We start from the raw sequence: 19768 nt of genomic DNA on the forward strand, positions 1-19768 counted from the left end.
CCCGACACCCCGGACCCCTCGATCACGAGAGGCTGCCGCTCGCCGTCGCGGCGTTGGACCGTCACCTCGAGCCGATCGGGAAAGACCAGCGCCGGGGCCCGGACGTCCAACCGGTAGCGATCAGGGTCCATCGAGCCTCTCACCGTGAACGTGACCACCAACCGGCCCCCCGGTGGGACGACCACGTGCGCCCCGGCGCGCCGCCAGCCATACTCCTCGTGCATCTCGACCGGCAGGACCTCCCCGCCGACGGTGGCCGAGGTGACCGGGAACCGGCTGTAGAGCGACAGGTAGGTCCGGTTGGAGCCGTGCGGGAAGCCGTAGTCGTTGCCGGCCGCGTAGTCGGACCCGCCGGGAGGTGCGTCGTTGATGAGCTCGACCGCCACCCGTCCCTCCATCACCCCGGTGGTGGGATCGAGCGCGACGTCGTAGCGGACGGTGCGGTGCAGGTAGGCGTCAAGCTTGTTCGGGTTGGCGTTCGCCACCGTGACGAGCAGCCCGTCGGAGTCGGCGGCTGGTGGCGCCATCGCACCATCGAGTCCCAGGCGCCGCAGGAGCGGTTGCTCACGGGGGTCGAAGGCCCAGAAGCGCAGCTGACCCGCCGCCACGGCCGGACCGAGAGCCTCACCGACGGCGCGGGGTCCGGGCAGGTCGCCGGTGGTGAGTCGCTCGAAGGTCTCCCGTGACACCCGCTCGAGGAAGTCGACCCGTTCGTCGGTGTCCGGGAACTGCGCGTACTGCTGGCGGAGCAGGAAGTCGGCCACGTTGTCGGGGGTGAGCGGCTGCTCGTACCCCGCGACCCTGATCTCGCCGACGAGGCGGAGCAGCGAGGCGAGGCCCTCAGGGTCGACGTAGAGCACCCCGTCGATGGCTTCGCCCTCGCGGGCGAGCGGGTACAGCTCCCGGGCCATCTCCGCCACCGTCGGGAAGTCGGGGGTGCCGGTGATGTTCTGCCAGTGGGTCCACGGTCGGTACTGGAGGTAGCGCTCCGGATAGCGGGTCGGATCCGCCAGCGGCGGGTGCTGTCCCAGGGGCAGTCGGCTGCCTGCGTTCAGCTCGGCAGCTCGGCCGCTGGCCGTGAGCTCGAGAGTGCCCCCGTCGGCCACCAGCTCCCCCCAGTTGCCCATGAAGCCACCGAGTTCCCTGCTCTCGGCCGGGCTGGTGAACAGGATCAGATACCGGCGCGCCCCGCTGCGACCCAGCAGGTCCGGGGCCACGTCGAGTGTGGCTGCCGCCAGGTCCGCGTCGTCGCTGGCGTCGATCACCTGCTGCTCGAACCGGTCGACCCGAGCACGGACGGCGGGCAGCAGCCACGTCTGGTCGAGCGCGCCGAGTTCCGCGAGGCTCGCCGCCATCACGCCCACCGCCTCATGCATCGGCTGGGCGAGGGCGGCGAGCAGCTCCACGTCGACCCGTCCCCCCTCGACACGGAGCTGCTCGAAGTCCGCGACTTCGGCCGCCCGGGTGGCCGCGTCGACGATGGCGGCCCCCGAACGGGCGACGGTGGTGACCGCGTCGAGCTGGCGCCCCACGATCGGCAGCGCCCGGCCCGGCTGGACATACCAGGCGGTGGTCACAGCGGCCGTCGTGTCGAACGCCTCACGAGCCGAGCGAAGGTGGGCGAGCACACCCTGCTGATCACCCGCTCGTGCCGCGTCGAGCCATGCCCGGCTCTCCTCCGCCGCTCGGCTGCCGTTGCGCCAGCTGATCGCTCCCGCGACCACCACTGGCGCCAGGATCAGGGCGCCCAGGGTGCCGCCGGCAAGCGCGGCCCTCCTGACCCGTCGTCGCGCCGTGCTCCCAGCCCGACGATAGGCGGAACCGGCCACGGCTACGGCCCCGACGAGGCTCGCCAGCGCGGACAGCCCGACGGGACCGGTGTCGGGCAGCCGCAGCAGGACCTGCACGCCAGCCCCGACCACCACCGCGCCCGCGATCGCGGGCCTGCTCGGCGTCAGCGCCAGCGCGATCGCGGCGACGAGCACGACCAGCGCGCCAGCCACCAGGACCGGATGACCACCGACCGCGACGCACGCCCCGACGCCGGCCAGCACGATCCAGCTGGGAGGCGCGGCCGCCGCTGCGGCCCGGGTCACCGCCGCGGCGAACAGGAAACGCCAGCAGCCGTCCACCACGGCCAGCCCCGTCGGCGCGCCCGCCGCGAACAGGGCCCCGAGACCAGCCAGCCCGGCGATCGCCCACACCGAGACCGGCTCCCACCGGCGGACCCCCGTCGATGGTCGCCGTGCGCGCATCAGCGCCGATGCTACGGGTCGACCGGCCAGCGAGCGGGTCGGCTCGACTCAGCCGGCGTCGAGCTGGCTGACCCCGCCGGTGCTCCACCAGCTCGCGGTCAACGCCAGGCCGGGCACCTCGGCTCGGGACTGCAGCTCCTCGTAGGTGCGCTTGTAGCCGGTGCGGGCGATCTTCCAGTCTCCCCCGACCTTGCGGTACTCGTCCCGGTAGAACGCCGCGCCCCGCACGGTCACATTCCAGTCGGTCATGATCACCACGTCGTCCATCGCCCAGGTGCCGAGGGCGGTGTCCGGGCCGGTGAGGTCGATCTCGGGATGGTGGACTCGATGGCTCGAGTGGAACGTCGGCGCGCCCATGTTCCGCTCGAGGAAGGCGACGATGTCGTCCCGGCCCTCCAGGTGGTACTTCCCACCGCTGTAGGAGGCCACCGCATCCTCGGTGAACAGCTCCCGCAGCTCCGCCCACAGCTTCTGGTCGATGCAGCGGAGATAGGCGTACTTGACTCGCTTGATGGCCTCGATCTCGAGGAGGTCGCTCAGCTCCATGGGCGGATGGTACGCCCGGTGACCGGGCCCGGCGCCGAGCGCCTGCTCAGACCGCCGTGCCCTCGAGGCGGTGCCGATGGACCTCGTCCGGCCACAACGCCAGCAGGGTGTCGAACACCTCGTGGACCGTCTCGTAGCCGGCGAAGTGCCCGCCGCCGGGCACCACGGTGAGCTGTGCGTCGGGGACCAGTTCGGCCTGGTGGACACCGTGGCTGAGGGGCACGACGATGTCGTCGGCGCCGTGCCAGAACCGGATCGGGACCCGGACGTCCCGCAACGAGAACCCCCAATGACGGGCGAAGAGCACCAGGTCGTACACCGGGGCGCGCAACCCGTGCGGGATCGCGGTGGTGAGGTCGTGCAGGAAGGCGGCCTTCATGTCCGGACGGGCGAGTACCGAGCGGTCGGGACCGGGCCCGAGGCGGGCGTACAGGTCGAACACCGGTGAGGCGGCCACGGCCGCCAGCGGTCGCAACACCCAGGTCATGGCCAGCCCGGCGGGACCGGCAATGAGCGACAGCAAGGGCGCGAAGGGCGCCAGCAGCCGGGTGTAGCCGGGCGCGGCCTCAGGGCCGGCGGTGGGGCCGATGCCGCCGAGCACCGCGCCGGCCACGACCCGCTCGGGGATCAGGTAGGCGCAGGCCAGCACGAACGGGCCGCCGCCTGAGAGGCCCACCACGGCGAACCGCTCGAGACCGAGCCGGTCACTCACCTGGCGCACGTCGAGCGCCCAGTCGAGGACCCGCCCGTACTGGTGGGCGGTGGAACGCCCGGTGCCCGGACGCTCCAGGCCGATCAGGCGGATCCCCCGATCCCGAGCTGCCGACGGCGCCTCGGGAGGTACCTGCTTGGCGGCACCTGGGGTGCCGTGGAACCACAGCACGGGAAGGCCGGCGCGATCACCGAACTCCGCGTACCCGAGCACACGCCCATCGGCCAGTTCGACCACGTGCTCGACCTCCGGCAGGTTCGGAGGCGGGCAGGGGTCGGTCACGGCGCCAGATTGTGCCAGAGCGCGCGCTCGGGGAGGTACACAGCACTCCGTGCGGTCGTCGGGGAGCCGGCGCTACATGCCCACACCGGTGCCCTGACCGCCCCCAGCCGTGTAGCCCTCCGACGGCTGGATCATCACCCAGCCCTGGCCGCCGAAGGCCATCTGGAAGGTCTCGCCCGAGCCCTTGCCGATGAGGGTCTTCAGGTTCACGTCGGCCTTGATGTTCATGGTGACCCCGCTGGTCCACATCACCACCGCGTTGGGATCGGCGAACGTGGGAGCGCTGGCCACATCGAGCACCACGGGTGGGCCATCGGTCGTCACCGCTACGTACCCGGTGCCCGACAGCACGACGTTCCACATGCCACCCGCCATCATCCCCGCACCACCGACCATCTGGATGTCGCCATCGATGCTGGCGCTGTGGGCAAGGATGCTCGCTCCGTTGACACTCACCGAGTCGTTCTCCAGGTACATCACCTGGATCTCCTTGCCCATGTCGGCGAGGAACACCTCGCCGGTGCCCTGAACCGTCATCAGCTTCTGGCCTTCACCGGTGAACTTCTGCTTGAGCCACTTCCCGGCCCCGCCCGCACCCGCGGACTCGAACTTCGCGTCGCCCTGGTAGGCGACCATTGAGCCGAGGGCAGCCTTGATCGGGCCGTAGTGCAACAGCACCTTGAGCATCTTCTTGTTCTGCAAGGTGAACGGGTCCTGGCCCGTCGTCTCCTGCGCAGCCGCCATGTCGAGGGCGACAGGATGGATTGCCACGGTTCACACCTCCAGCTCCGGGTCGGCCCGCGACTCTACGGCCTGCTCTGCGGTCGCGTCCCGGATCTCGCGCTCAGCGCCGCAGGTGCCAGGCCTTGGGCTGGACGCAGGCCAGGATCCCCGCCGTGCCCAGCGTCGCCCCGATGCCCGAGTGGTGCCGCCCCGACCAGGGCAGACGGGGGCTGACCCGATCGCAGCAGTTCCAGTAGGCGGAGCCCACGTCGAGCCGGGCGAGCAGCCGCCGGGCTCGTTGCTCGTCGCGGGTGTACACGGCCGCGGTCAGGCCGTAGTCGGTGTCGTTCATCAGAGCGACCGCCTCGTCATCGCTCGCCACCACCCCGATACCGATGATGGGTCCGAAGCTCTCGACTCGCATCACGTCCATGTCGTTGGTGACGTCCGTGATCACGGTCGGAGCGAACCAGGCGCCTGGGCGATCGGACAGGCGATGACCTCCGGTTCGCACCACCGCGCCCTTCGCCACCGCGTCGGCCACCTGAGCCTCGAGCACCTCGAGCTGCTCCGGGCGGGCGAGAGGGCCGAGGTAGGTGCGCTCGTCGTGGGGGTCACCGACGACGAAGCCCTCGACCACGGCGACGAACGCCTCCACGAACGCCTCGTACACGGCTTCGTGCACGTAGATCCGCTCGACGGAGCAACAGCTCTGCCCGTTGTTGTAGAAGGCACCGTCGGCGAGGGAGGCCGCGGCGGACCCGAGGTCGACATCGTCGGTGACGTAGACCGGGTCCTTGCCACCCAGCTCGAGCTGGAGCCTGATCATGCGACCGGCGACGGCCTCGGCGATGCGCCGCCCCGTGGCGTAGGAGCCGGTGAAGAACACCCCGTCGACCGGCTGCTCGAGCAGGGCGGCACCCGCGGCGGGACCCCCCGACACCAGCACGAACACGTCCTCGGGAACTCCGGCGGCGTACAGCAACTCGGTGATGGCCTCACCGGTGCGGGGCACCAGCTCCGAAGGCTTGTAGAGCACCGCGTTGCCCGTGAGCAGCGCCGGGAGCTGGACGTTCATCCCCACGAACCACGGGTAGTTCCACGCCGAGATGTTGGCCACGACCCCCAGGGGCTCGCAGCCGATCTGCTCGACAAGCTCACCGTCGTCGTACACCGTGGTCGGCTGCAGAACCCGCGGTACCTCGTCCACGAAGTAGTCGACGCGGGGGCCCACGCCTGCCAGCTCGTTGCGGGACTGGGTGATGGGCTTGCCCATGTCGTCGGTGAGGATCTCCGCCAGTCGGTCACGATCCCGTGCCACGAGGTCGCCGAACCGGCGGATGATCGCCACCCGCTCCTCCAGCGGGCGGGCAGCCCAGCCGGGCGCGGCGGCTGCCGCCCGAGCGAACGCGCCCTCCGCGCTCATCGGGATGCCACCCCCCGGGCCCGCTCGATGAACTCGGCCAGGATGGGCCGCGGCGACAGCAGGTGTTCGCGATCGCCCACCCACTCGGGATGCCATTGGACACCGAAGACGTACCGATCGTCCGCATCCTCGAGCCGGACCGCCTCCACGATGCCGTCGGCCACGGACCGTGCCTCCACGGTGAGCCCGTTGCCCAGGTCTTTCACCGCCTGGTGGTGCACGCTGTTCGTCCGAGCCGTCGACACGCCCGGGTACAACATCGCCAACCCGCTGCCCTCCACGATGTGCACCTCATGCTCGTTGTGGTCGTAGCGGTGCCAGTCACGATGCTCGAGCGCACCGGGCACCTGGGTGGCGATGTCCTGGTAGAGGGTGCCGCCGAACGCGACGTTGATGACCTGCGCGCCGCGGCACACCCCCAGCACCGGCTTGCCCGCTTCGTGGAAACGGTTCAGGAGGTCGATCTCGTAGCAGTCCCGAATCTCGTCGCCGACCCACTCCGGGCGGAGCGGCTCCTCACCGTAGGTCCGGGGGCAGACGTCGGACCCGCCCTGCAGGACCAGGCCGTCCAGGTCGGCCACCCAGTCGTCGATCTCAGGACCGGTACCGGGAGCGGTGGGGATGAGGTAGGTCACGGCCCCACCAGAGGCCACCCAGTGCGAGACCGCCTCGTCGAGGTAGAGGAGGGTCTTGCCCTTGAACACCGCGCGCTCGGGATCCGGGTGGAAGAAGCTGGCCGAGATCCCGATCCGTGGCCGGCGGTCGTCGAGCCGGCTCATCGGCGGATCCTCATCCGAAGGCCTCCACGAAGATGCCCCGGAGGTCGGCTTCGGTCACCGGACGGGGGTTGTCGAGGTGGCAGGGATCGGCGAACGCCACCCGTGACAGCTCATCGACCAGTGACCGATCCACCCCGAGCTGAGCGAGCGACCCGGGGATGCCGATGTCGGCTTTCAGGTCTCGTAGCCAACCCAGGAAGGCCTCGGGAGTGTGTGCGTCGAGCCCGGCGCTGGCGGCCAGCATGGCGAAACGCTCGGGGCACGCTTCGACGTTGAGGCGCAGGCCATGGTCGATCATCACCGCGTTGGCCAGGCCGTGATGCAGATCGGCCACCGTGCCGAGCGCGTGGGCGGTCGAGTGCACCACCCCCAGCCCCTTCTGAAAGGCGATGGCCCCCATCATCGACGACATGAGCATCCCCGTACGAGCGTCGAGATCCCCCGGCTCGGCCACGGCGCGAAGCAGGTGGGTCGCTCCCAGACGGAGCCCTTCGAGCGCGATGCCGTCACAGATCGGGTGGTACGCCTTGGCCAGGTACGCCTCGATGTTGTGGGTGAGGGCATCCATGCCGGTGGCCGCGGTCAGCGGTGGCGGCAGACCGACCGTCAACTCCGGGTCGGCGAGCACCACTCGAGCCAGCAGGTGCGGCGAGAAGATGATCCGCTTGACGTGGGTGGTGTCGTCGCTGATCACCGCGCTACGCCCCACCTCGCTCCCCGTGCCCGCCGTGGTGGGCAATGCCACCAGATGGCACACCGCATCCGTGATCGGCCTCGCCCCGGGACGGCCGTCCTCGTAGTCGAACAGCGCGCCCGGGTGGGTGGCCATGAGCGCCACCGCCTTGGCCACGTCGAGCGCCGCGCCGCCACCCACCCCCACCACGGCGTCCGCCCCGTGCTCGTGATAGCGCCCGACCCCGGACCGCACCTGCGACTCGGTGGGGTTGCCCCACACGCCGTCGAACACGGCGGGCTGCAGACCCCCGCCCCGCAGCCCGTCCACCAGCTCGTCCAACAGTGGGAGGGCTGACACCCCCTTGTCCGTGACAACCAGCGGGCGCTCGACCCCCACCTCAAGGAGGTGGTCGGGGAGGAGGTGGCGGGCACCGACGCCGAAACGGATGTCGGTGGGGAAGCTGAACCGGTCGATCACCATCGACCCGCAGGCTACCGGCCTCCCCGAGCCGCCCCCGGGCGCGCCCGGTGCGCCCGGCGCTCCGAAGCGGCTCGCGGTCTCGGCGCCTACCGGCGAGAGCCCCTGAGGCGTACCATCCGGGTGGAGGCCTGCGAGGCCACCGACCACGAGAGGAGGTCGTATGGAACGACCATCGTGGATGAGATCCGGAGCCAGCAGCCCGGCTGGGATGACGGCCGACGCGCTCGAGCTCTTCGCCAGGCGAGGTGAGGCGCTCTGCGGGTTGGCGGACGACGCCGACCGCGGCGGTGCTCGCGAGCGCGCCGGGTGGGCGCTGACCACCCTCACCGACGACCCCGACGCGGACGGCTGGGCCGTCCACGAGGCGATGGTCGGAACCAGACCCGCCGACGACGCCTGACCTCCGAACAGCGTCCGTGTCGCGAGGGTTCTGCCCGGTCGCGGCTCAGACCGGTCGAGCTCAGATGATCTCGAAGTAGCGCCGCAGCTCCCAGTCGGTGACCGCCTCCGCGAAGCGGCGCCATTCCCACTCCCGGGTGGCGACGTAGTGTTCCACGAAGCCGTCACCGAACAGCTCCCGGGCCACCTTCGACCCGGCCAGGCGATCGGTGGCCTCCTGGAGGGTGCGGGGCAGGCGCGGGAGCGTGCCGTCGGCGTAGGCACTCCCCCGGGTGGGTGGCTGGTCGAGTTCGAGGCCCTGCTCGATCCCCCACAGGCCCGCGCCCAGGCAGGCGGCCACCGCCAGGTAGGGGTTCACGTCCGCGCCGGGGACCCGCATCTCGAGCCGCGTTGAGCTGGCCGAACCGGGGATGACCCGGCAAGCGACGGTGCGGTTGTCGACGCCCCACGACGGCTTGGTCGGCGCCCAGAAGCCGTCGACCAGCCGCTTGTAGCTGTTGACCGTGGGTGCCCACAGGGCGAGCAGCTCCGGCAGGAGCTGGAGGATGCCGGCGACGTAGGAGCGGAACAGGCCGCTCATCGAATGCTCGTCCCGCTCGTCATGGAACAGGTTCCGCTCGCCGTCGAGGTCCCAGAGACTCTGGTGGGCGTGGCCCGAGCAGCCTGGCAGGTCGGTGTTCCAGCGAGCCATGAAGGTGGGCATGATGCCGAACCGGTGACCGATCTCCTTCACGCCCGCCTTGAAGAGCTGGGCCCGGTCCGCGGCCTCGAGCGCGGGGGCGTAGAGGATGGCAGCCTCGAACACCCCCGGGCCGGTCTCGGTGTGCAGCCCCTCGAGTGGCACGCCGAAGGCCCGTAGCTCACGCAGCAGGGCGTCGAAGAAGGGCTGGTTGTGCGCCTGGCGCAGCACCGAGTAGCCGAACATCCCCGGAGTGAGCGGGGTGAGGTCCCGGAAGCCCTTCTCGTTCACCGAGTGCGGCGACTCGAGGAAATTGAACCACTCGAACTCGAGACCGAAGTTGGCCACGTACCCCATCGCCGCCGCCCGCTCGACGACCCCCCGCAGGGCCCGGCGGGGGCAGACCTCGAGTGGCTGGTTCCCCGTTCCCATGAAGTCGCCCAGGAAGAAGTGACGATCACCCTCCCAAGGGATCCTGCGGTGGGTGGACAGGTCGAGACGCACCTCCGCGTCGGGATAGCCCGACTGCCAGCCGGTGTAGGTGGCGTTGTCGTAGCACTCATCCGCGGTGTCCCACCCGAAGACCACGTTGCAGAACCCGAACCCGGAGCGGGCCGCCGAGAGGAACTTGCCCTTGTCGAGATACTTGCCCCGCAGCACCCCATCGACGTCGGTGATCGCCACCTTCACGTAATCCGCCGGGGAGCTACGGATGGTGTCGATCGGGTCCTGGTGGGTCTCCTCGCCGCTGCCGTGCCCGTTCCCGCTCATGCTCGGCGAGCCTACGCCCCGCCCCGGCCCGGCGCGGCCCTGAGCGCGCTGGCGGCTCGGTGGCTGTGCGCGATGCGTACCAGGATCACCACCGCGCAGCTCGACAGCGTCACCGTGTACAGGATCAGCGCCGCATCACCGACCGCCAACCCGTAGGCGCCCCACATGAACGCGTCGACGATGGCCAGCTTCCACGTCGCCGGTGCGATCCCTTCCAGGCGGTCGCTCCGCAGCGCCGTCCACACCTGCGGGCCGTACTGGACCAGGACCGACACCGCGAGCACCGCGCCCAGCGCGCCGGCCAGCCACGCCACCACGATCGCCGCCAGCCAGACACCCGCCCCGATCAGGTCACGCCGACGGGTCTGGTGCCGGAGCAGCACCGCGGTCCACACCGCCAGCGGCAGGGCAGGCAGGGTGACCAGCCACACCGGCACCAACCCGGACAGGAACCCGTAGGTCAGCCAGGCCAGCTCGGTGACCGCCACGTTCAGCGCCATCAGCGGCGACACCCCGTCGGGCACGCCCGTGCGGACCAGACGCACGGGCTGGGGGACCAACCGGGCCAGGAACGTGAGGGTCGCGATCGCACCGAGCACGGTCGCCGGGTCCACGGCGGCGAGGCTACCGGCCACATCCGGGTTCCCGAGCAGCGAGTAGCGTCGGCGCGATGGACGGCACCCCGGCACCGACGTTCGTCCTGGCGATCGACCTCGGCACCGGCGGACCGAAGATCGCCCTGGTCTCCACCGACGGTGAGGTCATCGCCCACACGGTCCGTCGCAACGGGCTGATCCTCGTGCCCGGCGGTGGCGTCGAGCAGGACCCGGAGGAGTGGTGGAGCTCCATCGTCGACGGCATCGGTGAGCTGCTGGGACGCCAGCTGGTTCCCGTCCACGACATCGTGGCCATCAGCATCACCGCCCAGTGGATGGCGACGGTCCCGGTCGACGAGACGGGCACCCCACTCGCCAACGCGGTGAGCTGGATGGACGACCGCGGCAGTCGCTACGTCAAGAAGGTGACCGGAGGTGGTCTCGCCGTCCCCACCGTCGGCTACAACGCCCGCAAGCTCCGACGGTGGCTGCAGGTCACCGGCGGCGTCCCCTCCCGCACGGGCAAGGACTCGGTGGGCCACATCCTGTGGCTCAAGCACGAGCGGCCCGACGTCTACCGCGACACCTACAAGTTCCTCGAGCCGATGGACTTCCTGAACATGCGGCTGACGGGGCGGTTCGCGGCGTCCTACGACTCGATCGTCGGGCACTGGGTCACCGACAACCGCGACCTCTCACGGGTTGTCTACGACGAAGAGCTGCTGTCGTGGACCGGCATCGATCGGGCCAAGCTCCCCGATCTGTTACCGACCGGATCGGTGGTCGGTCCCATCACCCCCGAACGGGCGAAGGAGCTCGGGCTCGGTGAGCACGTGCAGGTGATCACCGGCACGGGTGACACCAGCTCGGCCGGCATCGGGGCCGGCGCGGTGCGTGACTTCGACGGCCACCTCTACGTGGGCACCTCGTCGTGGCTGTCCTGCCACGTGCCGTTCAAGAAGACCGACCTGCTCCACAACATCACGTCGCTGCCCTCCGGCATCCCCTCGCGCTACTGGGTCGCCACCGAGCAGGACGTGGCAGGTGCATCCTTGACCTGGTTGATCGACAACGTCCTGCTCGCGGACGACGCCCTCTCCGTGGTCGACGCACCCGACGACATGCTCGAGGCACTCAACGGGCTCGCTGCGACCTCACCGCCGGGGAGCAACGGGGTGCTGTTCTTCCCCTGGCTGAACGGGGAGCGCACCCCGGTCGACGACCACCGCATCCGCGGAGGATGGATCAACCTCGGCCTGGCCACCCGGCGGGCCGACCTGGTACGGGCCGTGTTCGAAGGCGTGGCCCTCAATGCCCGGTGGATGCTCGTCTACGCCGAGCGCTTCACGAAACGGCGCTTCGACGGCCTCACCTACATCGGCGGCGGTGCGCTCTCCCCGTTGTGGTGCCAGATCATGGCCGACGTGCTCGACCGCCCGATCCGGCAGGCCGCCGAGCCGCGGCTCGCGAACGTGCGGGGTGCAGCGTTCTCCGCCGCCGTAGCGCTCGGGTACCTGCGGTGGGACGACATCCCAGCTCGGGTGGCGATCACCGAGACCTTCACCCCCGACCGCTCCACCCGGGCCACCTACGACCGGGCCTTCGAGGCCTTCACCGAGTACTACAAGCGCACCAAGGGCATCTTCGCCAAACTGAACCGCCATCCACGAGGACCGTCATGACCGACCACCCCGTCCCACCCGAACCAACGATCAAGCAGTTCCGCGAGCGCTACGAGACCTACGCCAAGCTCCCCCCGACCGGGGTGCCGCGCGAGGAGGTGCTGCGGGTCATGCGGGAGATGGCCGCCGAGGAGCAGGCAAGGTGGGCCGAAGGCTACGCCTCGGGTTGCGTCTACAACCGGGACCAGGACCACATCGACTTCCTCATCGAGGCCTACGCCATCAACTCGCAGTCGAACCCGCTGCACACCGACGTGTGGCCGAGCGCGGTGAAGTACGAGAGCGAGATCGTGGCCATGACCGCCCACATGCTCGGTGGCGGGCACATCGGCGGTGGGCCGGGGAGCCCCGACGGGGTGTGCGGCACCGTGTCCTCCGGCGGGAGCGAGAGCATCCAGCTGGCTATGAAGACCTACCGCGACTACTTCCGGACCACCAAGGGCATCACCAGGCCGCAGATGGTGGTTCCCGAGACCGCGCACGCCGCGTTCGACAAGTCTGCGCAGTACTTCGGCATCGACATCGTGCACGTCCCGGTGGGGCCCGACTGGCGGGCAGACGTGAATGCCATGGCCGACGCGGTCACCGACGACACGGTGGTGATCGTCGGCTCGGCGCCGCCGTTCCCCCACGGCATCGTGGACCCCATCGAGGAGCTGTCGGAGATCGCCCGGGAGCGGGGCATCGGGTTCCACACCGACGCCTGCCTCGGAGGGTTCGTCCTGCCGTGGGCCGAGAAGCTGGGCTACGACGTCCCGCCGTTCGACTTCCGCCTACCGGGGGTGACGTCGATCTCCGCCGACACCCACAAGTTCGGGTACGCGGCGAAGGGCACCTCGGTGGTGCTGTACCGCAACCAGGAGCTCCGCCACTACCAGTACTTCACGATGACCGACTGGCCGGGTGGCCTGTACTGCTCACCATCGTTCGCCGGTTCCCGCCCTGGCGGACTCAGCGCCGCGTGCTGGGCGGCGATGGTGTCGATCGGCGAGGAGGGCTACCTCGATGCCACCCGCCGGATCCTGGAGACCGCCTCGACCATCAAGGCCGGTATCAAGGAGATGCCGGAGCTGCGGCTCTACGGCGACCCGCTGTTCGTGATCGCCTTCGACAGCACCGACCCCGCGCTCGACATCTACCGGATCAACGACGCCATGACCGCTCGGGGCTGGGCACTGAACCCACTCCACCGGCCGGCCGCGCTGCACCTGTGCGTCACCCAGCGCCACACCCAGCCCGGGGTGGCCGAGCGCTTCCTCGGGGATCTGCGGGCGGCCATCGACTGGGTGCGCGAGAACCCCTCCAGCGAGGGTGGCATGGCCCCCATCTACGGGATGGCGAACACCGTCCCCGAGCGGGGTCTGGTCGCGGAGGCGATGCTCGACTTCATGGACGGCTGGTACCGCCTGCGTTGATCGGGGCTCAAGGAGCTCCCCGCAACTGTTCACCAGCACGCGGTCATAGGCCGCGGATCCATGAACAGTTCGGCATGACCCCCCAACTGTTCACCAGCACGCGGCCACCGACCGCGGATCCATGAACAGTTCGAGGAGAGGGGCGAGCCCGTCAGCCAGGGGTGCGGGGGATGAGCGACTCCAGGGTCCAGCTGCCGGACTCGGTGTAGGTGATCGTGCCGAGCGGCGAGGGCGAGTCGATCCGCAGGGTCCACTCCGACCGGATCGGCAGGCCGGTGCGAGCGTCTAGCCACAGGTCCACCGTGCCGCTGCCTGACTGGGCGCCGGAGTAGGTTCGCTCGTCCCGAACGTGCCGAGCGGGCACCTCCTCGCCGCCCACCTGGATCGTCTCTGAGCCGAGGTAGACGTGCGGGCCGGAGGTCGAGCTCGGCCCGGTCCCCGAGGCCTGAATGGCACAGGACTGGGTCCACTCGTCACCTGGTTCCATCTCGGGTCGCAGGACCACCGCCGGATCGCAGGTCGAGGTCGACAGCGACTCCGGGGCGATCACCACGAAGTCGAATCGCTGGAACACCTGGCCACCGGTGTCGACCAGCGAGCCGTCCCGCCAGCAGTAGTTCCAGGTCTGCCAGTGGTTCGAGTTGTAGTCGATCCGTACCTGGAAGCAACCTTCCCCCGCCGGTGACACGGTCACCGGCATGGTCGGCCCCATCCGCTGCTCGGTCGCCTGGAAGCTCAGCTTCTCGCTGCCCTCGCCACGGGCCGTGTACACGCCTAACGCGGGCAGCTCCACCCCGTCTGCCATCGACGGCGGAGGCGGCACCTGGGTGCGGTAGGACTCGACCGCCTCCTCGACCGACAGTGGCGCCGGCGCACGGCCCCGAACCCCGAGCACTGCGACGGTAACGAGCCCGCCGACCACCACGACCGCCACCCCACCGGCGATCCAAGGCCATCGCCGGTGGCGACCCGACCCGGCGCCGACATCAGCGCCAGGATCCCCTACCACGAGGGCGGTTCGTCCCCGGGCCGCCCCACCATCCACGCCACCGTCACGCCGCGGGCACCATGCGGTCCGCCTTGCCGAGCTGGTAGCCGGCCCAGAGCAGGACGAGGCCGAACGCCACCAGGTAGATGCCGAGGAGCACCGCGACGACCAGCACCGTCGCCCCCGGCCAGGCGATCACGACGATCCCCACCAGGATCGACACCACGCCCCGGGAGAGCAGGTGCGGGCGCAGCCCGGACTCGGCGGGCACCGTCAGACCCGCGATCACCGACACCACGCCCGCCAGGATCAGCTCGATCCCGATCAGCAGCACGAGTGCCCACACGGTGATCGCGGGCCAGAAGACCGCCACCAGACCGACGGCCAGGTCGAGCACTCCTCGCACCACCAGCAGGCCCCAGTAGGTACCCGCCTTGTGGGTGACGAGCGCGTCGATGATCTGGGCCATGCCGCCGACCGCGAGGAAGATACCGACGACGATCGCCACGGTCTCGATCGTCTTTCCCGGCCAGGCGAGCACGAGCACACCCCCGATCAGGGCCAGCACGCCGGCGATCAACGCGATCGAGCGGCTGCTGCGGAGCAGGGCGAGCTGCTGGGACGGAGTGGGCATGCCAGCGGTCATCGGTGCCTCCTCTCCCGGTGGGTCACACCACCCTACGCCTCGGGACCCCCAAAGGGATCGATGGGTGTCGCTGGCTCACCCGATGGGTTCGGCGAGAACCTTCTCGAAGAACGCCCGGTCGTGGAAGATCGAGACGTCCGAGAGGTACATCTTCCCGTACCGCTCGAAGTACATGAGCTGCTTGGTGAGCAGGAAGGTGCTCCGGTCCCAGTCCGATGCCACCAGGCCGTGCGCCTCGACCTGTGCTCGCACCCGTCGTTGCTCCCGGAAGCGGCGGGCGATGGCCCGGATGGAGCGGTCGTGGGCCTCGATGCCCTTGGCCCTCGCCAGCTGCTCCTGCGGGGCGTTGAGGATGGCCGCCAGGCTGACCTCGCCGAACGGGGCGGTGAGCAACGGCTCCATCATGGTCCGGCAGAACTGCACCAGCTCGTCGCCTTCGAGGCCGAGCCCCTCCCTCAGTGCCGGCCCCACCATCCGGGTGAGGTGATCGGCGATGTCGGCCCAACAGGTCTCATCGCCGAGCGCACCCTGGATGAGGCGACGGAAGAAGAAATGGGTCTCTGGATCGAGCCGGCCGACGATGCCCCAGTCGATCACGCCGATACGACCGTCGCGTAGCAGCAACAGGTTGCCGGCGTGCACGTCCCCGTGGAAGTTGCCCCAGCGGATGGCGGTGAGCAGGAATCCCTGCACCACCTGCTGCACCACCGGTCGGGGGTCGATGCCCAGCTTCTCGATGGCGGCCAGATCGTCCACGGGCACCCCGTCCAGGAACTCCATCGTGAGCACCCGCGAACTCGACAGCTCAGGGAACACCGCCGGCACGGTCACGAGCGGTAGATCAACCTGCTCCAGCAGCCCGCGGTAGTGGATCATCGCCCGGGCCTCGTTGCGCAGGTCGAGCTCCTCGCCGAGCTGCTGGCGGAACCCGTCGAACATCTGGAGCAGGGAGCCGGCCATCTGGTCGCCGGTCTGGCGAGCGACGATCTCGAGCAAGGGCTGGAACAGGTCGAGGTCGATCGCCACCCGGCGCTCGATGCCGGGCCGGAGGACCTTGACCGCCACGTCCTCGCCGTCGTGGGTGCGGGCCCGGTGGACCACCGCGATCGACGCCCGCCCGATCGGCTCGGGGTCGAAGGCCGCGAAGGCGTCCTCCAGCGCCATCCCCAACTCGTCCTCGATCGTGGCCCGCACCTGGTCGATCGGCACGACCGGCCCGGTGTCGAGACACGAGCGGAACTCCTCCGCGAAGTCTTCACCGAACACGCCCGGGGCGGAGCCGATGAGCTGCCCGTATTTGAGGAACGTCGTGCCGAGCTCCTCGAACGTCAGGCGCAGCGGGCGGGCGAACGCGTTGTCGGGCAGCGGGCGCTTCCGCAGCCCGCGATAGGCGAGTGGGGCGAAGTGCTTCGCCGCCACCCGGCCGATCTGGAGCGCCCTGCTGCGCAGCTGGCGACCGGTGGTCTCCGGGAGCCGCCGCGGGTGCACCCGCGGCATGGACGGGTTCGCGCTGGACGTCACCGATCGCCCTCCTCACACGCTGAGGTCGCCATTGTGGTTCCCGAGGAGCGCCCAGTGCGAACACGCCGGACCCGCGGGGTGCTCAGGTGGCAGCCACGAAATCCACCACGACCCGGGCCAGCTCTTCGCCCCGGTCCTCCTGGAGGAAGTGACCCCCACCCTCGATGGTGGTGTGCGGCTGGCCGGCGGCACCCGGGATGCGCTCGCGCAGGACTCGGTCCGCACCCGCTGTGATGGGGTCGCGGTCGCTGAACGCGGTGAGGAACGGCCGGTCGTACTGCTCAAGCACCCTCCACGCGGCGCGGTTGGCGGCGGATGCCGGGTCGTCCGGCCGGGTGGGCACCAGCACGGGGAACTGGCGCGCCCCCTCCTTGTAGGACTCGTCGGGGAACGGCGCGTCGTACGCGGCGATCACCTCGGGTGCCAGGTCGGTGACGCAGCCACCATTGACGATCACACCCACCGGGAACGTCTCGACCTCCTGCGAGAAGCGCTGCCACGCCAGGAAGGCCTCACCGGGGTGGTTGTCGCCGGTGGGGAGGAACGTGTTGGCGGCTACCACTCGGGCGAAGCGATCGGGATGCTCGCCGACGAGGCGCAGGCCGATCAGCCCACCCCAGTCCTGGCAGACCAGGGTTACCCCTGACAGATCCAGGGCGTCGACGAGCGTGGCGCGCATCCAGTCCACGTGGCGCTGGTAGGTGTAGTCGCTACGGTGCGCCGGTTTGTCTGATCGTCCGAAGCCCACCAGATCCGGTGCGATCGCCCGCAGGCCGGCACTGGTCAGCACCGGGATCATCTTGCGGTAGAGGTACGACCACGACGGTTCGCCGTGCATCAGCAGCACGATGCCGCCCTCGGGCGGTCCCTCGTCCAGGTAGTGGACCCGGAGCGAGCCACCCTCCCCGTCAGGGACCTCCACGTAGTGCGGCTCGAAAGGGAAGTCGGGCAGGTTCGTGAACCGCTCGTCCGGCGTTCGCAACGTTTCCATGTTCCGCTTATTGCAGACCTTCTGTAATATGTCAAGCCGTGGGCCAGCGCGAGCAACCGTCGGCGCGGTCATCGAGACGCGCCGCGACCCGGGAAACCAAGCTTCCCGCACGACCCGGCAAGGTCGATGGCCGGATCGCCCGATCGATCCGGACCCGCACCGCCATCATCGACGCGATGCTGGCGCTCATCGAAGAGGGGGACCTGCAGCCGACCGCGGCGCGAGTCGCCGAGCGAGCCGGCATCTCCGAACGGCTCATCTACCACCACTTCGACGATCTCGAGGCGCTCCTGGCAGCGGTGGCGGAGCGCCAGAGCGAGCGGGTGATCGAACGGGTCAGACCGATCGACGCAGCACTCCCGCTCCCCGAGCGCATCGACGAGCTGGTCGAACAGCGAGCAGCGCTGCTCGAGTGGATCACCCCCTTCCGCCGAGCGGCGATGCTGCACGAGCCGTTCTCACCGGCGCTGCGGGAGCGCCGGGACCGGGTGCTCGCGCACAACCGGCGCCAGCTCACCGAGGTGTTCCGTCCCGAGCTGCAGGCGCTGCCGGTCGGGGCACGGCGGGAGCTGCTGGCGGCACTCGATGCCACCACCAGCTGGGGATGGTGGGATGCCGTGCGCAGCGCTGGACTGTCGGCTGCGGCCGCCCGACGGGCGATGCACCGCACGATCGCCGCGTTGCTCGCCTGAGAGCCGGCCCTGGGCCGTCCGCCGCGGTCAGCTCGGCAGCTCCGCATGCTGACGGATCCACGTGTGCATGGCGATACCCGACGCCACCCCGGCATTGATGGACCGGGTGGAGCCGAACTGGCTGATCGAGCACACCATCGAGCACGCGGCGCGGGCCGCGCTCGACAGACCAGGCCCCTCCTGTCCGAAGAGCAGGGCGCACCGTCGGGGCAACTCCACCCGCTCCAGGGGGACTGAGCCCGGCAGGTTGTCGATGCCGATGACGGGCAGCCCCTCGTCCCGTGCCCACCCGGCGAAGGCCTCGATCGTGTCGTGGTGGCGAAGGTGCTGGTACCGGTCGGTGACCATCGCCCCCCGCCGGTTCCAGCGGCGCCGACCGATGATGTGCACCTCGGCGGCGAGGAACGCATTGGCGTTGCGGACCACAGCTCCGATGTTCATGTCGTGTTGCCAGTTCTCGATGGCGACGTGGAACGGGTGGCGGCGCGCGTCGAGGTCCGCCAGGATGGCCTCCCGGGTCCAGTAGCGGTAGCGGTCCACGACGTTGCGACGATCACCGTGGCGCAGCAGCTCCGGGTCGAGACGAGGGTCGTCCGGCCACGGCTCGGGATGAGGCCCCACGCCGACCTCACCATCCGGCACGGTGCCACCGCTCGCCGCCGATGCTTCGCTGGTCTCGCCCATCGCGGTGCAAGCATCGCAGAGCCCGCCGACGCACACTATTGACAGTGTGACTGTAATTTCCTACGGTCGGGCGGTGCAGCTCGTGACCCTCGGCACCGGCAACCCCCTCCCGGACCCGCACCGTGCCGGCCCCGCCACGCTGGTGAGAGCCGCAGGCCGCGACTTCCTCTTCGACTGCGGCCGAGGTGTGCTGATGCGGGCCGCGGCCACGGGTGTGCTGCCCGCGGGGCTGGCCGCGGTCCTGCTGACCCACCTCCACAGCGACCACGTCACTGACTTCAACGACGTCGTGACCATGCGCTGGGCGATGTCGCTCACCCCGCGGCCGCTGCCCGTGTACGGGCCGCCGGGCACCGAACGCTTCGTCCGACGCACCCTCGCCATGCTCGAGGACGACATCGGCTACCGGCTCGCCCACCATCCCGACCTCGACTGGGAGCCCGAGTGCCAGGTGACCGAGGCGACCTCCGGCGTCGTGGTCGACGAGGACAGGGTCCGCATCACGGCCGAACCCACCGACCACCGACCCGTGCACCCGACGGTCGGCTACCGCGTCGAGGCCGAGGGGCGCTCGATCGTCATCGCGGGCGACACGGTGCCCTGCGAAGGCCTCGACCGGCTCTGCGCCGGTGCGGACGTGTACGTGCAAACCGTGCTGCACCGCCCGCTCGTGGAGAGCATCCCGGTCCCGCGGCTGCAGGACATCCTCGGGTATCACTCCAGCGTCGAGGACGCGGCCCGCACCGCGGCGCGCGCCGGCGTGCGCACGCTCGTGCTCACCCACCCCATCCCCTCCCCGGCACCCGGAACCGAGCAGGACTGGAT

General features: G+C 70.1%; 19 protein-coding genes. 5 read left to right on the forward strand and 14 right to left on the reverse strand.

Annotation, left to right across the window (positions count from 1 at the left end; all coding sequences use genetic code 11):
* The 7 genes from V7004_RS09835 to V7004_RS09865 form a co-directional block, all read right to left on the reverse strand.
* The coding region (locus V7004_RS09835; protein ID WP_334143680.1) for a DUF4012 domain-containing protein at nt 1-2255 on the reverse strand (2255 nt) is incomplete at its 3' end.
* 48 nt (nt 2256-2303) lie between these two features.
* Nucleotides 2304-2801: a nuclear transport factor 2 family protein gene (locus tag V7004_RS09840; RefSeq protein WP_334143681.1), complete on the reverse strand. Its 498-nt coding sequence runs from the start codon at nt 2799-2801 to the stop codon at nt 2304-2306.
* 46 nt (nt 2802-2847) lie between these two features.
* Nucleotides 2848-3795, reverse strand: coding sequence for an alpha/beta fold hydrolase (locus V7004_RS09845; protein ID WP_334143682.1), 948 nt, complete (start codon nt 3793-3795; stop codon nt 2848-2850).
* A 72-nt stretch (nt 3796-3867) separates the two neighbouring features.
* Nucleotides 3868-4566 (reverse strand): AIM24 family protein, encoded by a 699-nt coding sequence (locus tag V7004_RS09850; protein ID WP_334143683.1) that lies wholly within the window; start codon nt 4564-4566, stop codon nt 3868-3870.
* Between the two features lie 73 nt (nt 4567-4639).
* A complete protein-coding gene (locus tag V7004_RS09855; RefSeq protein ID WP_334143685.1) occupies nt 4640-5944 on the reverse strand; it encodes an aldehyde dehydrogenase family protein in 1305 nt (434 codons plus the stop codon).
* On the reverse strand, nt 5941-6723 hold the full coding sequence (locus V7004_RS09860) for a gamma-glutamyl-gamma-aminobutyrate hydrolase family protein (RefSeq protein WP_334143687.1): 783 nt from the start codon (nt 6721-6723) through the stop codon (nt 5941-5943). Before V7004_RS09860 ends, V7004_RS09855 begins: the two co-directional genes overlap by 4 nt.
* A gap of 10 nt (nt 6724-6733) precedes the next feature.
* Complete coding sequence (locus V7004_RS09865; protein ID WP_334143689.1) at nt 6734-7879, reverse strand: iron-containing alcohol dehydrogenase; 1146 nt, start codon at nt 7877-7879, stop codon at nt 6734-6736.
* Nucleotides 7880-8087: 208 nt separating this feature from the next.
* Here V7004_RS09865 and V7004_RS09870 point away from each other — a divergent pair, with 208 nt between their 5' ends.
* Nucleotides 8088-8279, forward strand: coding sequence for a hypothetical protein (locus V7004_RS09870; RefSeq protein WP_334143690.1), 192 nt, complete (start codon nt 8088-8090; stop codon nt 8277-8279).
* A gap of 60 nt (nt 8280-8339) precedes the next feature.
* On the opposite strand, the gene V7004_RS09875 is transcribed toward V7004_RS09870, so the two are convergent.
* On the reverse strand, nt 8340-9728 hold the full coding sequence (locus V7004_RS09875) for a glutamine synthetase family protein (protein ID WP_334143691.1): 1389 nt from the start codon (nt 9726-9728) through the stop codon (nt 8340-8342).
* A gap of 11 nt (nt 9729-9739) precedes the next feature.
* Nucleotides 9740-10342 carry a hypothetical protein gene (locus tag V7004_RS09880; RefSeq protein WP_334143693.1) on the reverse strand — a complete coding sequence of 201 codons (603 nt, stop codon included), beginning with the start codon at nt 10340-10342 and terminating at the stop codon, nt 9740-9742.
* 56 nt (nt 10343-10398) lie between these two features.
* Here V7004_RS09880 and V7004_RS09885 point away from each other — a divergent pair, with 56 nt between their 5' ends.
* Together V7004_RS09885 and V7004_RS09890 are read left to right on the forward strand one after the other, a co-directional pair.
* Nucleotides 10399-12006: a xylulokinase gene (locus V7004_RS09885; RefSeq protein ID WP_334143697.1), complete on the forward strand. Its 1608-nt coding sequence runs from the start codon at nt 10399-10401 to the stop codon at nt 12004-12006.
* Nucleotides 12003-13421 (forward strand): pyridoxal phosphate-dependent decarboxylase family protein, encoded by a 1419-nt coding sequence (locus tag V7004_RS09890; protein ID WP_334143699.1) that lies wholly within the window; start codon nt 12003-12005, stop codon nt 13419-13421. The genes V7004_RS09885 and V7004_RS09890 overlap by 4 nt, the downstream gene beginning before the upstream one ends.
* Nucleotides 13422-13572: 151 nt before the next feature.
* Here the strand turns inward: V7004_RS09890 and V7004_RS09895 are convergent, their stop codons facing one another.
* From V7004_RS09895 to V7004_RS09910, 4 genes are all read right to left on the reverse strand, one after another.
* Nucleotides 13573-14355 (reverse strand): hypothetical protein, encoded by a 783-nt coding sequence (locus V7004_RS09895; protein ID WP_334143701.1) that lies wholly within the window; start codon nt 14353-14355, stop codon nt 13573-13575.
* A gap of 118 nt (nt 14356-14473) precedes the next feature.
* A complete protein-coding gene (locus V7004_RS09900) occupies nt 14474-15055 on the reverse strand; it encodes an HdeD family acid-resistance protein (protein ID WP_334143703.1) in 582 nt (193 codons plus the stop codon).
* Between the two features lie 75 nt (nt 15056-15130).
* A complete protein-coding gene (locus tag V7004_RS09905; protein ID WP_334143705.1) occupies nt 15131-16576 on the reverse strand; it encodes an ABC1 kinase family protein in 1446 nt (481 codons plus the stop codon).
* Between the two features lie 82 nt (nt 16577-16658).
* Nucleotides 16659-17567, reverse strand: coding sequence for a haloalkane dehalogenase (locus tag V7004_RS09910; RefSeq protein ID WP_334143707.1), 909 nt, complete (start codon nt 17565-17567; stop codon nt 16659-16661).
* Between the two features lie 176 nt (nt 17568-17743).
* On the opposite strand from V7004_RS09910, the gene V7004_RS09915 reads away from it, so the two are divergent.
* Nucleotides 17744-18259 (forward strand): TetR/AcrR family transcriptional regulator, encoded by a 516-nt coding sequence (locus V7004_RS09915; protein WP_334143709.1) that lies wholly within the window; start codon nt 17744-17746, stop codon nt 18257-18259.
* A 27-nt stretch (nt 18260-18286) separates the two neighbouring features.
* On the opposite strand, the gene V7004_RS09920 is transcribed toward V7004_RS09915, so the two are convergent.
* Entirely contained in the window at nt 18287-18943 is a 657-nt protein-coding gene (locus V7004_RS09920; RefSeq protein ID WP_334143711.1) for a TrmH family RNA methyltransferase, read from the reverse strand.
* Nucleotides 18944-19016: 73 nt separating this feature from the next.
* Here V7004_RS09920 and V7004_RS09925 point away from each other — a divergent pair.
* Nucleotides 19017-19768, forward strand: a 752-nt coding sequence (locus tag V7004_RS09925; RefSeq protein ID WP_334143713.1) for an MBL fold metallo-hydrolase, incomplete at its 3' end; no start/stop codon positions are given.

It is taken from the genome of Rhabdothermincola sp. (assembly GCF_036846205.1).
GTDB lineage: Bacteria > Actinomycetota > Acidimicrobiia > Acidimicrobiales > Acidimicrobilacustridaceae > Rhabdothermincola.

Coding starts and splice junctions, on each gene's coding strand:
- V7004_RS09885 (WP_334143697.1), top strand. CDS start 10,399: ATGGACGGCACCCCGGCACCGACGTTCGTCCTGGCGATCGACCTCGGC.
- V7004_RS09860 (WP_334143687.1), bottom strand. CDS start 6,723: ATGAGCCGGCTCGACGACCGCCGGCCACGGATCGGGATCTCGGCCAGC.
- V7004_RS09890 (WP_334143699.1), top strand. CDS start 12,003: ATGACCGACCACCCCGTCCCACCCGAACCAACGATCAAGCAGTTCCGC.
- V7004_RS09840 (WP_334143681.1), bottom strand. CDS start 2,801: ATGGAGCTGAGCGACCTCCTCGAGATCGAGGCCATCAAGCGAGTCAAG.
- V7004_RS09915 (WP_334143709.1), top strand. CDS start 17,744: ATGCTGGCGCTCATCGAAGAGGGGGACCTGCAGCCGACCGCGGCGCGA.
- V7004_RS09920 (WP_334143711.1), bottom strand. CDS start 18,943: ATGGGCGAGACCAGCGAAGCATCGGCGGCGAGCGGTGGCACCGTGCCG.
- V7004_RS09870 (WP_334143690.1), top strand. CDS start 8,088: ATGACGGCCGACGCGCTCGAGCTCTTCGCCAGGCGAGGTGAGGCGCTC.
- V7004_RS09865 (WP_334143689.1), bottom strand. CDS start 7,879: ATGGTGATCGACCGGTTCAGCTTCCCCACCGACATCCGTTTCGGCGTC.
- V7004_RS09875 (WP_334143691.1), bottom strand. CDS start 9,728: ATGAGCGGGAACGGGCACGGCAGCGGCGAGGAGACCCACCAGGACCCG.
- V7004_RS09900 (WP_334143703.1), bottom strand. CDS start 15,055: ATGACCGCTGGCATGCCCACTCCGTCCCAGCAGCTCGCCCTGCTCCGC.
- V7004_RS09855 (WP_334143685.1), bottom strand. CDS start 5,944: ATGAGCGCGGAGGGCGCGTTCGCTCGGGCGGCAGCCGCCGCGCCCGGC.
- V7004_RS09910 (WP_334143707.1), bottom strand. CDS start 17,567: ATGGAAACGTTGCGAACGCCGGACGAGCGGTTCACGAACCTGCCCGAC.